Below are 16,048 nucleotides of genomic sequence, written 5' to 3'. Positions count from 1 at the left end.
GCGGCGTTCAGTACGCGCCGGACAGCAGCGCGCCGGCGCCGGGCACGACCGGCTCGAGGTCGAGCTCGCGCAGCATCGCGTAGGTGGTTGCGATCGCGGCCGTGATCACCGGCTTGCCCGTCATCGCCTCGACCTTCGCGACGGCCGGCAGCGACGGCATCTGCACGCACGCGGACAGCACGATCGCGTCGGCGTCCTGGTACGGCAGTGTCTTCACGATGTCGGGCAGGCGTGCCGGATCGTGGCGGCCGACGTCGAGGTTGTCGGGAATTTCCAGCGCGCGGTAGCCGAGCACGTCGAAGCCTTCGTTGCGGATGTAGTCGACCACGAGCTCGGTGAGCGGCTTCATATACGGCGCGACGACGACGATGCGCTTCGCGCCGATCACCTTCAGCGCGTCGACGAGCGCACCGGCGCTCGTCAGCACGGGCGCCTGCGCGCCGTTGTCGGCGGTGTGCTTGGTCAGTCGCGCCTGCGACACGCGGTGGTAGCCGTGCCCCATCGCCATGATCGCGACCAGGCACGCATAGCCGAGCACGTCGACGCGCGCGTCGCTCAGTTCGAGCGCGCAGCGGTCGGATTCGGCATCCATCGCCGCCAGTTCCTCCTTGACGACCTTCTTCATCCGCATCCGGCTCGAGTGATACGTGAAGCGCTCGGGGCGGATCGTTTCGCGCAACCGCAGCATCGCGGGAATCTCGGTTTCCATCGTCGTGTTGGAACTCGGCACGATCTGGCCGATGCGGTAGGTCTTGCTCATGACGGGAGGCTCCGTGTCGGTAAGGGTGAGGCGGCACGCTGGCGCGGGATCGCCGGATTTCGAGCAAAGTCTAGTGTGTACATTTGAAAATGGCAATGGATCAAAATGATGTCCATCGCACGAAGATCGTTTGCGTGTATGGAGTTTGGAGGAATTATTGGTGTTTTCCCGAATGGGAGTGAAACGAACAATAATCCGCTTGTCCTGAATAAATTGAGTGTGTACGCTACATAAACGCCATTCAATCCGCCCGTTCTCGCGCCGCGTTCGGCAACGGGCCCACGATCAGGAGATCCGCATGAGCACACCCCGTATCGCAATCATCGGCGCCGGTCTCGGCGGCACGGCCGCCGCGGCGCTGCTTCAGCGCGGCGGCTACGACGTCGCGCTGTACGAGCAGGCGCCGGCGTTCTCGCGCCTCGGCGCGGGCATCCATCTCGGCCCGAACGTGATGAAGATCATGCGGCGCATCGGCTGCGAGGACGCGCTGAACACGATGGGTTCGCATCCGGATTTCTGGTACAGCCGCGACTGGCAGACGGCCGACGTGCTCGCGCAGATCCCGCTCGGCGATTACGCGCGCAAGACCTACGGCGCGAGCTACCTGACCGTGCATCGCGGCGACTTCCACGCATTGATGACGCAGGCGGTGACGCCCGGCACGATCCGTTTCGGCAAGCGGCTCGCGGCAGTGGAGGACACCGGTGACGCGGTGCGGCTGACGTTCGCCGACGGCAGCGTCGAGACGGCCGACATCGTGATCGGCGCGGACGGCGTGAATTCGCGGATCCGCGAGCACCTGCTCGGCGCGGAACCGCCGCGCTACACGGGTTATGTCGCGCACCGCGCGGTGTTCCCGGCATCGCTGCTCGGCAACAAGCCGTACGACATGTGCGTGAAGTGGTGGTCGGAGGATCGCCACATGATGGTCTATTACGTGACCGAGAAGCGTGATGAGTATTACTACGTGACCGGCGTGCCGCAGGCCGAATGGCCCGAAGGTGTGTCGATGGTCGACAGCAGCCGCGACGAGATGCGCGACGCATTCGCGGGTTTCCATGCCGATATCCAGCACCTGATCGACGTGTCGCCGTCGATCACCAAGTGGCCGCTGCTCGAACGCGATCCGCTGCCGCTGTGGAGCCGTGGCCGGCTCGTGCTGCTCGGCGACGCATGCCATCCGATGAAGCCGCACATGGCGCAGGGCGCGGCGATGGCCATCGAGGATGCGGCGATGCTCGCGCGCTGTCTCGACGAAGTCGGCATCGGCGACTACGCGGGCGCGTTCGCGCTGTACGAGGCGAATCGCGCGGCGCGCGCGTCGAAGGTGCAGCTCGTGTCGCACAACAACACGTGGCTGCGCACGAACGAGGATCCGTCGTGGGTGTTCGGCTACGACGTGTTCGACGTGCCGCTCGTCTCGCCGTCGCGCAACAACGTGGCGGCCGCGGCCTGACGCGCACGCGATTCCCGCGCCGGCCGGCGCTTCGCCGTCGCGGGGATCGATGCGCCGGTCCGCGTGTTTTTCGGCGTGTTATATGTCATGCGCGCGGCGGCGGGTGCCGGCCGGCGGCAGTGCCCGCCGCCGGCCGGCCCTCGAACCGCACGCCGCATTTCGGATCCATTCATGTCCCATCCCGCTTCTCCGTCGCGGCCGCTGGCGTTTCGCGTGAACGGCACGCCGCACACCTTCGACGAGGCCGCGCCCGACGCGCCGCTGCTGCTGGTCCTGCGCAACGACTGCGCGCTCAACGGCCCGAAATACGGCTGCGGGCTCGGGCAGTGCGGCGCGTGCACGGTGCTCGTCGACGGGCAGGCGACGCGTTCGTGCGTCGTGCCGGCCGCGGCCGCGAGCGGGCGCGACGTCACGACGCTGGAAGGGCTCGGGTCGCGCGATGCGCCGCATCCGATCCAGCGCGCGTTCATCGACGAGCAGGCCGCGCAATGCGGTTATTGCCTGAACGGGATGATCATGAGCACGAAGGCGCTGCTCGACCGCAACCCCGCGCCGGACGACGCGGCGATCCGCGATGCGCTGCGTTTCAACCTGTGCCGCTGCGGCACGCACCTGGAGATCATCCGGGCCGTGCATCGTGCCGCGCGCTATCTGCGGGACGGCGATGAAGCATGACCTGAGCCCGCCGGTCGAGCAGGAGCGCGTGGCGACGCACGAGCCGCGCGACGAAGGCACCGCCGACGTACCGAATACGCATCACGCACGCTACGAATGGCCGATCGGCGATATGCGCACGCACGCATCGTTCGATATCGAAACGCGGACCGCGCGCGACGGGCGGATGACGAACTGGCGCTATCGCGCGCAGGCAGCTAGCGTGATAACGGACGATCTTCGCGGTTCGACGATCGAGGGTAAGGATTCCGGCCTCGCATCGCCGTTCGTCTACCGCCACGCGCAGACGTCGATCGAACTGGCCGACGCCGGCCGCGCGATTCCCGGTCACGCACACGTGTTCGCCCGCGAATCCTTCGTCGACGAACTCGCGGGCGCGTTGCGGCGCGACCCGGTCGCGTTGCGCCTGCAGCATCTCGATGCAGCGCGGGATGCGGGGCCGCGCGAGATTATCCGGATGGTCAGCGAACGCGCCGCATGGGGCGCACCGGTCGCGGCCGACGCGAGCGCACGTTCGCGTGTCAGCGGTCGCGGCTTCGCATTCGATGGCGCCGGCGCGCTTGCGGCACCGTCCGGCGGCGAACCACCGGCAGCAGATGCCGCCCTTGACGGCGACACGCGCTGGTCTGCTTGGGTCGTCGATCTCGAGGTCGACCGCGCGACGGGCGACGTCGCGGTGCGGCGCGTCGTGGCCGGGCAGGGTGCCGGCAAACCGGGTGACGTGTCGATGGCCGGTTTGCCCGCGTGGCAGGTCGAGGCGGCGATTTCGCGCGTGATGGGCGCGCGGTTGTCCGCGCGGCCCGCGCATGACGAGAGCGATGCCGGCGCGCAGCCGGACGCGATCGCGCATGAACTGGTTGCTTCCGACGACGCGGCGCATCGCGCGAACGGCGCGCACGGCGAACTGTCCGCGCACGATGCGCGCCGGATCGAGCAGGCGGCGGCACCTGCCGCGGCGGCGATCGCGAACGCGCTGTACGACGCGACGGGCGTGCGTTTTCGTGCGCCGCCGTTCGATGCCGAGCGCATTCGCGCGGCCCTCGCGCAACCGGCGCCGGTCGATTTCGGCGACGGGCCGCATGTCGCACCGCGCCGCGTTTCGCGCTGGCGCCGCTGGCTGGCCGGCGGCGGCGCGGGCGGCGTGGTCGGCGGGCTGATCGGGCTCGCGTGCGCGATCCTGCCGGGGCCCGCGCCGATCGCGCCTGTCGCACCCGGCGGCGCGGACGGCGCAATGTGGAGCGCGGCGATGCTCGAACGCGGCCGCCAGGTCGCGATCGCCGGTGATTGCGCGGTGTGCCACACCGCGCCCGGCGGCGCGACCAACGCGGGCGGGCTCGCGCTCGATACGCCGTTCGGCACGATCTACACGACGAACCTCACGCCCGATCCGGAAACCGGCATCGGCACGTGGTCGTATCCGGCGTTCGCGCGCGCGATGCGCGAAGGCATCTCGCGCGACGGCACGCATCTGTATCCGGCGTTCCCGTACACGGCGTTCGCGAAGCTGAGCGAGCCGGACCTGCTCGCGCTTTATGCGTACCTGATGTCGCAGCCGCCGGTGAAGCATGTGCCGCCGAAGACGAAGCTGCCGTTCCCGCTCGACCGGCGACGCCTCGTCGCCGGCTGGAACTGGCTGTTTCACGACGCGCGACCGTTCGCGCCGGACCCGGCACGCTCCGCGATGTGGAATCGCGGCAAGTATCTGGTCGACGGCGCCGGGCACTGCGGCGCGTGCCACACGCCGCGCAACGCGCTGGGCGCGGAGAAGGGCGGCTTCGCGTATCTGTCGGGCGGCGAAGCGGAAGGATGGGTCGCGCCGCCGCTCGTCGCGTCGCCGGCCGCACCGGTGCCGTGGACCGAAGGCGCGTTGTTCGACTACCTGCGTACGGGTTTCTCCGCGCAGCACGGCGTCGCGGCCGGGCCGATGGCGCCCGTCGTCGCGGGGCTTGCGTCGCTGCCCGAGCCGGACGTACGGGCGATCGCGCACTACCTTGCGTCGTTGTCGCCACCTGTCGACGCCGCGGTGGCCGCCGATGCGGCTGCCCGGCAGGCGCGCGGCACCGAAACCGTCGCGACGCTCGGCCTCGAGAGCGGCCGCCGTGCATTCGACGCGGCGTGCGCGGTCTGTCACGCGGAATCGGGCGGCGTCGGGCATTTCGGCGTGCGCCCGCTGATGGGGCTCAACACGAGCGTCAGCCAGGCGGCGCCGGACAACCTGCTGCGCGTGCTGCATCACGGGATCGACCAGCCGGCCACCGACCGGCTCGGTTACATGCCGGGCTTCGGCGACGCGTTCGACGATCGGCAGATGGCCGAACTCGCCGCGTACATTCGCGCGCGCTATGCGCCGGGGCAGCCGGCGTGGCGCAACCTGGCCGAAGCATCGGCGAGGATCAGGCAGGAGCGCGTGCATTGACCGGCACACGAGCGTGAGGGCGCGAAACGACGCATCGGCCGGGCAAAACTACTTGCGCGATGAAAACGGGCACGGCGCCGGGCTGTAAATCTTGCCTGCATCGGCCATCGTTTAACCATTCGAAACAATGTGTTCACTGAAAAGGGCATGATCTCCGGCGATCGGGCAGGCATACTGTCGCCTATGTTGTTCAATGCACGTCGGGCCGACGTGTGCCTGCCCTCATGTCCATGTCAGTTTCTTTTCGAACCCTGCGATGGTTGACCGTCGCGGCTGCCGCATGCTTGCTCGCCGCGTGTTCAACCGCTTCCGACGTGACCGCGACGTCGAACCCGAACGTATTCACCGTGACGACGCGCACGGTCGGCGTGTCGACGACGTGGGCCGACGCCCATGAGAAGGCCGTCAACGAAGCCACCAACTACTGCACGCAGCGCGGGATGCGCGCGAGCCTGAAGCAGGAATCGCTGACCGGCGGTCGCCGCGTCGATGCACGCTCCGAACTCGCGTTCGAGTGCCATCCGACCTTCGAGACGGCATCGAACCCGCGCGGTTGAACGACGCGCGGTGTTACCGCGCGACCGCCGCCGGAAGCGGCACTTGCGTTTCTGTTCCCCCGTATGCAAGCCGACCCGCGATACGCGCAAGCGCATCGCGGGTCGGCGCACGTCCGGTGCTTGCCGCGTCGGCTACGCCGGCTGCGCCTCGTACAGCTTCACGCACGCGGAAAAGTCGAGCGCGCCGAGCCCCTGCTGGCTCATCGACTGATAAAGCTGCTGCGCGAGCGCGCCCATCCACACCGGCTGATGCGCGCTTCGTGCGGCTTCGGTCGCGAGCCCGAGATCCTTCAGCATCAGGTTCGCAGCGAAACCGCCCGCATAAGCGCGCGCGGCCGGCGCCGTGTCGCTCACGCCCGGATACGGGTTGTACGTGTCCGAGCTCCAGCAGCGGCCGGTCGACGTGTTGATGATGCCGGCCAGCACGGCCGGCTCGATGCCGAGCGCGGCGCCGAGCGCCATTGCTTCCGATACGCCCATCATCGAGATCCCGAGCAGCAGGTTGTTGCAGATCTTCGCGATCTGCCCGGTGCCCGTGCCGCCGCAATGCACGACGTTCTTGCCCATGTCGAGCAGCACGGGGCGGATGCGCTCGAACAGCGCGGCGTCCGCGCCGACCATGAAGGTCAGCGTGCCGGCCTGCGCGCCGCCGGTGCCGCCCGACACGGGCGCGTCCGCGAGCGGGAAGTCGCGCTGCGCGGCGGCTTCCGCTACCGCGCGCACGGTGCCGGGGTCGATCGTGCTGCAGTCGATCAGCGTTGCGCCGGCGCGCGCGCCGGCCAGCACGCCGTCGTCGCCGAGGTAGACGGCGCGCACGTGCTGCGCGGCCGGCAGCATCGTGATCACGACCGCCCCGCGCGCGGCCGCGTCGCGCGGCGAGCCGGCCGCCGTCGCGCCCGCGCGCACCGCGGCGTTCACCGCGTTCGCGTCGAGGTCGAACACCGTCAGCGCGTGGCCGGCCTTGAGCAGGTTGGCGGTCATGGGGCCGCCCATGTTGCCGAGCCCGATGAATGCGATTTCCAAGTGCAGTCTCCTGTGTGTCGACCGGACTTGGCGCTTCAGCGCTTAGTCCGGTCCCATGCTTCGCGGTCGACCGGACTTGGTGCTTCAGCGCTTAATCCGGTCCCATGCTTTGCGGCCGACCGGACTTGGCGCTTTAGCGCTTAGTCCGGCCGCATGCATATCTATCAGCGCAGCGCGATCGTCGTGTTCACGCCGCCGGCCGTTGCATCGTCGTCGAACCAGCGCGCGGTGACCGTCTTCGTCTGCGTGTAGAACTGCACGACTTGCTTGCCGTACGGGCCGAGGTCGCCGAGCTTCGAGCCGCGCGAGCCGGTGAAGCTGAAGTAGGGCACCGGCACCGGAATCGGGATGTTGATGCCGACCTGGCCGATGTCGATCTCGCTCTGGAACTTGCGCGCGGCCGCGCCGCTCTGCGTGAACAGCCCGACGCCGTTGCCCATCGGGTTGCGGTTGACGAGCGCGATCGCTTCGTCGAGCGTGTCGGCTTCGAGCACGACCACCACCGGCCCGAAGATTTCTTCCGTATAGATCGACATGTCGGTCGTCACGCCCGAGAAGATCGTCGGGCCGACGAAGTTGCCGCGCTCGTAGCCGGGCACCGTCACGTTGCGGCCGTCGAGTTCGAGCTTCGCGCCGGCCTTCACGCCTTCGTCGATCAGCGACAGGATGCGTTCCTTCGCGGTCTTCGACACGACCGGGCCGACGTCGGTGCCGGCTTCCGCGCCCGCATTCACCTTCAAGAGCTTCGCCTTCTCGACGAGTTCGGGCAGCCAGTCGCGCGCCTGGCCGACGAGCACGACGACCGACGTCGCCATGCAGCGCTGGCCGGCCGCGCCGAAGCCCGCGCCGACGAGCGCGTTGATCGTCTGCTCGCGATGCGCATCGGGCAGCACGACCGCATGGTTCTTCGCGCCCATCATCGACTGCACGCGCTTGCCGTGCTGGCTGCCGAGGTTGTACACGTGCGTGCCGACGCGCGTCGAGCCGACGAACGAGATCGCCTTGATGTCCGGATGCGTGCACAGGCGGTCGACCACCGTCTTGCCGCCGTGCACGACGTTCAGGACACCTTTGGGTACGCCGGCCTCGATCGCGAGTTCGACGAGCTGCATCGTCGACAGCGGGTCCTGCTCCGACGGCTTCAGCACGAACGTGTTGCCGCACACGATCGCCATCGGGAACATCCACAGCGGGATCATCCCGGGGAAGTTGAACGGCGTGATGCCCGCGCACACGCCGATCGGCTGGCGCAGCGTGTAGGTATCGACGCCGCCCGCGACGTTCTCCGCGAATTCGCCTTGCTGCAGCGTGCCGATCGAGCACGCGTGCTCGACCACTTCGAGGCCGCGGAAGATGTCGCCCTGCGCGTCGGGCAGCGTCTTGCCTTGCTCGGCCGTCAGCGTGTGCGCGATCCGTTCGAGATTGCGGCGCACGAGATCCTGGAACTTCAGCATGATGCGCAGCCGCGCGCCGATCGGCGTCGTCTTCCAGGTCAGGAAGGCGCGCTGCGCGGACGCGATCGCGGCGTCGACCTCGTCGAGCGTCGCATACGGCACGCGGCCGATCGTTTCCTGCGTCGCGGGGTTGACGATGTCGCCCCATTCGGCGCTTTGCGATTCGACGAACGCGCCGTCGATCAGCAGCTTGGCGGTGGGCAGGGCGAGGGTGGTCTGGGGAACTGCGGCGTTCATGGAAATCTCCGGGAAGGAAGCGGTGTTGCAATGAAAAGGCAGCCTGTATCCGCCGCACGTGCAGGCGCGGCGGATAGCAGGACGAACCGGGTTCGGACGGATACCGGCGGCGTGCTCAGGTGCGCGGCGGCCGCATCAGTGCGGTACACACGAGCGCGAACACGCCGAAGCCGACGAGATACGCGATCACGTAATGCGGCTGGCCGCCGCCGGCCTTGAGCAGCGACGTCGCGATCATCGGCGCGAAGCCGCCGCCGATCACGCCGGCGAGCTGCACCGACAGCGAGATGCCGCTGTAGCGAATTTCCGCCGGAAACTGCTGCGCGAACAGCAGCGATTCCGGCGCATAGAGGATCGGGAACACGACGCCGAGGCCGAGCACGATCGCCCACCATGCGTACGACGTCTGCTGCGTGCCGAGCATCATGAAGAACGGCGCGGCGAACGCACACATCAGCACGAGGCCGATCGCGAACATCCGGCGCTGGCCGATGCGGTCGCTCAGGTGGCCGCACAGCGGCATCGTGACCAGCGACAGCACGGCGCCCGCGGTGATCGCGTGCAGCATCTCGGCCTTCGGCAGATGAAGCTGCTGCGTCGCGTAGGCGAGCGCGAACGTGACCACCATGTAGAACCACGTGTTCTCGGCGGCGCGTGCGCCGACGATAGTCAGCACCTCGCGCGGATGGCGGCGCAGCGCGGCCGTCACCGGCGACTTCTCGGCCTTGCCCTGGCGCCGCATCTTCTCGAAGTCGGGCGACTCGGGCACCTTTGCGCGGATGAACCAGCCGAGGCCGACGAGCGCGATGCTCGCGAGGAACGGCACGCGCCAGCCCCACGACAGCATGTCCGCTTCCGGCAGCGCGGCCACCGCGGCCATCGCGAGCGACGACAGGATCAGGCCGAGCCCGACGCCCGTCTGCGGCAGGCTGCCGAACAGCCCCTTGCGGCCCTTCGGCGCATGCTCGACGGCCATCAGCACCGCGCCGCCCCATTCGCCGCCGACGGCCATCCCCTGCAGGAAGCGCATCGCGATCAGCAGCGCGGCCGCCCAGTAGCCGATGCTGTCGTACGACGGGATCAGCCCGATGATCATGCTCGGCACGCCCATCAGCAGCAGCGTGATCATCAGCATCGACTTGCGGCCGATCCGGTCGCCGAAGTGGCCGAACACGATGCCACCCATCGGCCGGCCGATGAAGCCGACCGCGAACGTGCCGAACGCGGCGAGCGTGCCGACCACGGGGTCCAGCGACGGGAAGAAGATGCGGTTGAACACGAGCGCGGCGGCCGTGCCGTAGAGGAAGAAGTCGTACCACTCGATCGTCGTGCCGGCCATGCTGGCCCAGCCGGCCAGCAGGTAGTGCTTCGCGGTGCGCTCGGGGGCCGGCGTCGCGACTGTCGCATGCTCATCGAGGGTGGATCGGGTCTGCATGGTGTCTCCGTGGTGGTTGCCGCGGCTCATGGTCCGCAGGTCACGGTCGAGTATAGTTATGCGCAGATTCATGATGTACCGATAAAGAAACCGGTTGGATGTGCATTTATGCATATCGACGGCCGGCCCGGAGACTCCAGCCCCTTTTTCCCCGCCGATGCGACATGCCACCGAGCCGGTTTCCGGCAACCTGAACTGGGACGACCTGCGCTTTTTCCTCGAAGTCGCGCGCACGCAGCGCGCGAGCGGCGCCGCGAAGCGGCTCGGGGTCGACTACACGACCGTCGCGCGGCGCGTTCGCGCGCTCGAGGCCGCGATGGGCACGCTGCTGTTCGACAAGTCGCGCTCCGGCGGCTTCGCGCTGACGGCCGAAGGGCAGCGGCTCGTCGCGTATGCGGACGCGATGGAGACGACCGTGCAATCCGCGTGCGACCAGGTCGCGAACACCGGCGAGGCGCTGTCGGGCCACGTGCGGATCGGGTCGACCGAGGGGTTCGGCTGCTTTTTCCTGGCGCCGCAGCTCGCGCAGTTTCGCGCAGCGCATCCGCATGTGACGGTCGACCTGCTGCCGGTCCCGCATTTCGTCAACCTGCCGAAGCGCGAGGCCGACCTGGCGATCACGCTCGAGCGGCCCGAGCGCGGGCCTTACGTGGTCACGAAGCTGTGCGACTACCAGTTGCGGCTCTACGCGACGCGCGACTATCTCGCGAACCATGCGCCGATCATGTGCACCGACGATCTCGCGCGGCACGCGTTCATCAGCTATGTCGACGATCTCGCATTCAGCAACGAGCTGCTGTACCTGGACCGCGCGGTGCCGGGCGCGACGGCCGGGCTGCGCACGACGAGCGTGATCGCGCAATATTTCGCGGCGCTGCAGGGCGGCGGGCTCGCGATCCTGCCGTGCTTCATGGCGGCCGCGCAGCCGGCGCTGGTGTCGGTGCTGCCGGACGACGTGGTCGTCACGCGGTGCTTCTGGCTGACCTGCCGCGAGGATCTGCGCAAGCTGCGGCGTGTGACCGCGCTGTGGGATTACCTGCGCGCGGCGGCGGATGCGAACCGGGAATTGCTGATGGGGGAGTCGGGGACGTTGAAATTCGTCGGCGAGCCGGGATAGCCGGTGACGGAAGAGGCAGCGATTCGCGCGGCGCTCGTGGCGAAGGGGCAAACCGCGCAGCCGGCGTTCAACCCGGGCAGCCGAACCGATCCGCGAGTTCGTTCAGGTCCCTGACGTCGAAGTCCCACGCATCGTCGGCTTCCAGGTCGGTCGTCTGGCCGGGGCCATGTTCGGTCGGCCGCAGCACGAACGCGGTCGACAGCCCGAGCCGGCGCGCGGCGGCGAGATCGCCGTTGTGCGCCGCGACCAGGCATAGCTCGGCCGGCGCGACGCCGAGAATCTCGACCGTGTCGCTGTACACCTGCGGCGACGGTTTGTACGCGCGGACGACTTCCGCGCCGAGGATCGCGTCCCACGGCAGCCCCGCGCGTTTCGCGACGTCGACCATCAGCCGGATGTTGCCGTTCGACAGCGGCGCGATGATGAAGCGCCGCTTCAGCCGATGCAGCGCGGCGACGGCGTCGGGCCACGGGTCGAGGCTGTGCCACGCGAGGTTGAGCGCATCGATATCCGCGTCGGGCACGTCGACGATCCCGTAGCGGTCGAGCGTGCGCACGAGGTTCTCGCGATGCAGCACGTCGAGCCGCACGTAGCGGCGGCGCCCGCTGCGGATCTCTTCCATCGACGGCGAGTATTCGGCTCGCCACGCATCGGCGAACTCGAACGGATCGAGCGCCGGCGCGTGGCGCTCCAGAAAGGTCGCGGCACCGCGTGCGACGCCGCTTCTCCAGTCGACGATCGTTCCGAAGACATCGAAAACGAGCGCCTTGATTTCGGTGGGGTTCGTCATGGTGATCCAGTGAAGGTCGTTCGATGAGGACACACATCGCCGTGCCGCCGGAATGCGCGACGCCGGTTCGATCGACATTGAATCACGGATACGAAAACGCGGCTTGGCCGGGCCGCGATGTTGTCCCGAGGCCGCCGGAACGGATGCAAGAGGCAGCGTGGGGGCGCGCCGCTGCGAGCCCGAATCGGTGTCGTGGCGGACCAGCCCCGCGGTCGCCGAACAGTCGGCCTGCGCGTTCGACCCTGCCGCACGGGCGGGCGAGCACGTCGGCCAACTGCCGCTGAAACTGTCGACATACCCGACACGGTCGGTGCGCCGTATGCGGCGCTCGTGAGCGGGCCGGTCGCGGCCGCGCTCGATGCGCGGAAGGCCGTGACGCACACGCAACCCGGCACGGACGATTGAAAGAGATCGAGGTAGTGCGCCGCAACAATTCGACGAATCGCTTTCGACGGATGCGTGCGGCGCGCGCAAACGCGCCCGAGGCCGTCGCGCGGCGCGCAAACCTTTCGGAAGGCTGACGGTCGGCCGCAAGCGACGCATCAACCGCGCGTAAGCCCTGATGCGTGCGGATGCGCGGGGTCTCACGGATTGGTGTTAAATATGTTTCGGTGCGCGATGGTTCGGCGCGCACACGGGGCGCACCGGGCATCGGCGTAAACCCGGAGCGAAAAACGGCACGAAGGATCGATAACGAATCGGGCGCATCAGACCCGATCGGACGGACGGCAGGATTCAACTTGAATACCGAACCGCAAAGTTCTCGTTACAGCCTCGGCCTCGCGGCGGAAGTGCTCGCGTCCGAGCAGAGCGTGCTGAGGCTGATCACGCGCAACACGCCGCTGCCGGAACTGTTGATCGAGGTCTGCCGGCGTGCCGAGACTTTGCTCGGCGACGGCGCATCGTGCACGATCCTGCTGCTCGATACGGACGGCGTGCACGTGCGTGTCGGCGCGGCGCCGTCGTTGCCCGCACAGTACAGCGCCGCAATCGACGGCGCATCGATCGGGCCCGCCGCGGGCTCGTGCGGCACGGCGATGTACGAGCGCCGGATGGTTGCCGTCGAGGACATCGAAACCGATCCGCTGTGGGCCGACTACCGTTCCGTCGCGTTGCCGCTGGGCCTGCGCGCGTGCTGGTCGGTGCCGTTCCTCGACGACGCGGGCGCCGTGCTGGGCGCGTTCGCCGTCTATCACCGCACGCCGCGCCGGCCGAGCGACGAGGAAACCGCGCTGTTGCGCGACATCGGCAACAGCGTCGGCCTCGCGGTTCACCAGGACCGGATGGTGCGGCAGCTCGCGCGCAGCGAGGAACATCACCGGCTCGTCGTCAACAGCCTGAACGAAGGGATCCTCGTCGTGTCGCGCGACGGCGTCGTGGTCGCGAGCAACCCGAGCGCGAACCGGATGATGCACGTGCAGGGCGACCTCGTCGGCCGCCGGCTGTCGACGGTGATCCTGCGCAAGCTGCGCGAGGACGGCACGCCGATCGCGCCGGAAGAATGGCCGAGCCGGCTCGCGCTCGAGACGGCCACGCCGCTGCTCGACTACACGGTCGGCTTCAGCCTGGCGGATGGCGACATCATCTGGGTGCGCGGCAACGCGGTGCCGATCGTGAAGCCGGGCGAGACGCAGGCCGACTCGGTGCTCGTGTCGTTCAACGACATCGGTCCGGTGCGCGAAGCGCAGCAGCAGTTGCGCTACCTGGCGACGCGCGATGCGCTGACGGGCCTCTACAACCGCCGCTGGCTCGGCGACCGCATGCGCGAGCTGTTCGACGGGCACGATGCGACGGACGGGCCCGCGCGCGTCGCGATCCTGTTCATCGATCTCGTCGGCTTCAAGAAAGTCAACGACACGGCCGGTCACGACGCCGGCGATGCGTTGCTGCGCAGCGTCGCGGCGCGGCTCGCGGCCTGCGCGGGCGGCCGGCATGCGTTGACGCGCGTCGGCGGCGACGAATTCGTGATCCTCGTCGAGGACTGCGACGATCCCGACCGCCTCGCGGTGCTCGCGCGCGAGGTGATCGACGCGATCGCGAAGCCGTTCGCGATCGCGAACAACGAGTACTGGCTCGGCGTGTCGATCGGAATCAGCGTCGCGCCGCGCGACGGCGACGACGCCGTCACGCTGATGCGCAACGCCGATTCGGCGATGTACGACGCGAAGCAGCACGGCCGCAACCACTTCACGTTCTTCACCGCGCAGCTCAACCTGCGGCTGCAGCGCCGCTTCGCGGTCGAGCAGTCACTGCGGCGCGCGCTCACGTCGGACATGCTGCGGCTCGCGTATCAGCCCGTCGTCGATGCGCGCACCGGCCGCACGGTCGGCGCCGAGGCGCTGCTGCGCTGGACGAGCCCCGAACTCGGGCCGATGTCGCCGACGGAATTCATTCCGGTCGCCGAAGATACGGGGCTGATCGTCTCGATCGGCCAGTGGGTGCTCGAAACCGCGTGCCGGCAGGCGGCCGAATGGCGCCGCACGATCGCGCCCGACCTGATGGTGGCCGTCAACCTGTCGCCGCGGCAGTTCCACGAAGGGCTCGTCGAATCGGTCGGCCGCTGTCTCGCGCAAACGCGGCTCGATCCGTCCGCGCTCGAACTCGAGATCACCGAAGGACTGCTGATGAACGACACCGACACCGTGCTGCCGATGCTCGAAGCGCTCACGGACATGAAGGTGCGGATCTCCGTCGACGATTTCGGCACCGGTTATTCGTCGCTCGCGTACCTGAAGCGCTTTCCGCTGCACAACCTGAAGGTCGACCGTTCGTTCGTGTCGGGCGTGCCCGATCATCACGACTCGGTCGCGATCACGCAGGCGGTGGTCGCGATGGCGCATTCGCTCGGGATGAAGGTCACGGCCGAAGGTGTCGAGACGCAGGCGCAGTCGTGGTTCCTGCAGCAGATCGGCTGCGACATGCAGCAGGGCTACCTGTTCAGCCGGCCGCTCGACGCGAACGACTACGCGCGCCGGCTCGGCGCCGCGTGAGCACGGCCGGGGCCTGTTTGCGCCAGTAACGAACCCTAGTCGTCGCGCGGCGCGCCGAACCCGCCGGCGCCGGGCGGCGGCGTCGCGTCGATCTCGACGCGGTTCTTGCCTTCGTGCTTCGCACGGTACAGCGCACGGTCGGCGGCCTCGATCAGCACGGTCGTCGGCAGGCCGGGCGCCGGCACGATGCTCGCGCCGCCGATGCTGATCGTCACGGTGTTGCCCGTCGACGAATGCGCGTGCCGCAGCCGCAGCGCCTCGACCGCAAGACGGATCTTCTCGCCGAGCAGCCGCGCGGCGCCCGGCGACGAGGCCGGCATCACGACCGCGAATTCCTCGCCGCCGAAGCGCGCGGCGAGATCGCCGGACTGCCCGAGACAGCGCTCGATGGTCGACGCGATCTGCTTGAGCACGCTGTCGCCCGACACGTGCCCGTACGTGTCGTTGTACAGCTTGAAATTGTCGACGTCGATCATCAGCAGCGACAGCTCGTTGCGCTCGCGCGTGCCGCGCCGCCATTCGGCGGCCAGGTATTCGTCGAGATAGCGCCGGTTGGACAGCCCGGTCAGCCCGTCCGAGTGCGTGAGGCGCCGCAGTTCGAGATTGGCCTCGAGCAGTTGCTGCTGCGATTGCCGCAGCGCACGATAGGCCTCGTCGCGCTGCAGCAGGTTCACGTACGAGCGCGAGTGGTAGCGGATGCGCGCGACGAGCTCGATGCGGTCGGGCAGCTTCACGAGGTAGTCGTTCGCGCCGGCCGCGAACGCGGCGCTCTTGATCACGGGCTCTTCCTGCGTCGACAGCACGATGATCGGCACGTCGCGCGTCGCCGGATTCGCGCGGTACGTCTTCACGAGGCTCAGCCCGTCGGTGCCGGGCATCACGAGGTCCTGCAGGATCACGGTCGGCCGCGTCTCGATCGCGGTGGCCATCGCGTCGTCCGAGCGCGGGCAGTAGTGGAAGTCGATGCCTTCCTCGTCGACGAGCGCGCGTCGCACGGCTTCGGCGACGATCGTCTGGTCGTCGACCAGCAACACCATTGCCGGCACGTCGGCGGGCGGCGTATGCGGGCCGCCCGGCGGGCGGGTCAGGTCGCTAGTCATGATCGATGCGGGTTGTTGCAAGGGCAGGCATGGGTGTT

The 16,048-nt window shown here is 68.5% G+C and carries 12 protein-coding genes; 6 read left to right on the top strand and 6 right to left on the bottom strand.

Annotated elements, in window-relative coordinates; genetic code table 11:
- Positions 1–7: 7 nt before the first annotated feature.
- On the bottom strand, positions 8–760 hold the full coding sequence (locus GD429_RS33880) for an Asp/Glu racemase (RefSeq protein ID WP_152863741.1): 753 nt from the start codon (positions 758–760) through the stop codon (positions 8–10).
- A 298-nt stretch (positions 761–1,058) separates the two neighbouring features.
- Between GD429_RS33880 and GD429_RS33875 the strand changes: the two genes are divergently transcribed.
- The 4 genes from GD429_RS33875 (at position 1,059) to GD429_RS33860 (ending at position 5,864) form a co-directional block, all read left to right on the top strand.
- Positions 1,059–2,216 (top strand): FAD-dependent monooxygenase, encoded by a 1,158-nt coding sequence (locus tag GD429_RS33875; protein ID WP_152863739.1) that lies wholly within the window; start codon positions 1,059–1,061, stop codon positions 2,214–2,216.
- A 171-nt stretch (positions 2,217–2,387) separates the two neighbouring features.
- Positions 2,388–2,891 carry a (2Fe-2S)-binding protein gene (locus GD429_RS33870; RefSeq protein WP_105392134.1) on the top strand — a complete coding sequence of 168 codons (504 nt, stop codon included), beginning with the start codon at positions 2,388–2,390 and terminating at the stop codon, positions 2,889–2,891.
- Positions 2,881–5,307, top strand: coding sequence for a c-type cytochrome (locus tag GD429_RS33865; RefSeq protein WP_152863737.1), 2,427 nt, complete (start codon positions 2,881–2,883; stop codon positions 5,305–5,307). The genes GD429_RS33870 and GD429_RS33865 overlap by 11 nt, the downstream gene beginning before the upstream one ends.
- A 224-nt stretch (positions 5,308–5,531) precedes the next feature.
- Positions 5,532–5,864 carry a hypothetical protein gene (locus tag GD429_RS33860; RefSeq protein WP_152863735.1) on the top strand — a complete coding sequence of 111 codons (333 nt, stop codon included), beginning with the start codon at positions 5,532–5,534 and terminating at the stop codon, positions 5,862–5,864.
- 132 nt (positions 5,865–5,996) lie between these two features.
- Here the strand turns inward: GD429_RS33860 and mmsB are convergent, their stop codons facing one another.
- The 3 genes from mmsB to GD429_RS33845 form a co-directional block, all read right to left on the bottom strand.
- The gene (gene mmsB, locus GD429_RS33855) at positions 5,997–6,887 is read right to left on the bottom strand and encodes a 3-hydroxyisobutyrate dehydrogenase (protein WP_152863733.1); all 891 of its coding nucleotides are present in this window, start codon (positions 6,885–6,887) and stop codon (positions 5,997–5,999) included.
- 164 nt (positions 6,888–7,051) lie between these two features.
- A complete protein-coding gene (locus tag GD429_RS33850) occupies positions 7,052–8,578 on the bottom strand; it encodes a CoA-acylating methylmalonate-semialdehyde dehydrogenase (protein WP_152863731.1) in 1,527 nt (508 codons plus the stop codon).
- 115 nt (positions 8,579–8,693) lie between these two features.
- Positions 8,694–10,013: an MFS transporter gene (locus GD429_RS33845; RefSeq protein ID WP_152863729.1), complete on the bottom strand. Its 1,320-nt coding sequence runs from the start codon at positions 10,011–10,013 to the stop codon at positions 8,694–8,696.
- A 157-nt stretch (positions 10,014–10,170) separates the two neighbouring features.
- Between GD429_RS33845 and GD429_RS33840 the strand changes: the two genes are divergently transcribed.
- Positions 10,171–11,130, top strand: coding sequence for a LysR family transcriptional regulator (locus GD429_RS33840; protein WP_152863727.1), 960 nt, complete (start codon positions 10,171–10,173; stop codon positions 11,128–11,130).
- Between the two features lie 67 nt (positions 11,131–11,197).
- Here the strand turns inward: GD429_RS33840 and GD429_RS33835 are convergent, their stop codons facing one another.
- On the bottom strand, positions 11,198–11,920 hold the full coding sequence (locus tag GD429_RS33835) for a haloacid dehalogenase type II (RefSeq protein WP_152863725.1): 723 nt from the start codon (positions 11,918–11,920) through the stop codon (positions 11,198–11,200).
- A gap of 740 nt (positions 11,921–12,660) precedes the next feature.
- Between GD429_RS33835 and GD429_RS33825 the strand changes: the two genes are divergently transcribed.
- The gene (locus GD429_RS33825) at positions 12,661–14,910 is read left to right on the top strand and encodes a putative bifunctional diguanylate cyclase/phosphodiesterase (protein WP_152863722.1); all 2,250 of its coding nucleotides are present in this window, start codon (positions 12,661–12,663) and stop codon (positions 14,908–14,910) included.
- A gap of 35 nt (positions 14,911–14,945) precedes the next feature.
- Here GD429_RS33825 and GD429_RS33820 read toward each other — a convergent pair whose 3' ends face one another.
- Positions 14,946–16,010 carry a diguanylate cyclase gene (locus GD429_RS33820; protein ID WP_152863720.1) on the bottom strand — a complete coding sequence of 355 codons (1,065 nt, stop codon included), beginning with the start codon at positions 16,008–16,010 and terminating at the stop codon, positions 14,946–14,948.
- Positions 16,011–16,048 lie beyond the last annotated feature (38 nt).

Source organism: Burkholderia sp. BE17 (assembly GCF_009362305.1).
Classification (GTDB): Bacteria; Pseudomonadota; Gammaproteobacteria; order Burkholderiales; family Burkholderiaceae; genus Burkholderia; species Burkholderia pyrrocinia_C.
The sequence above is the reverse complement of the archived record's forward strand: the minus strand, read 5'-3'. Positions and strand labels throughout refer to the sequence as shown.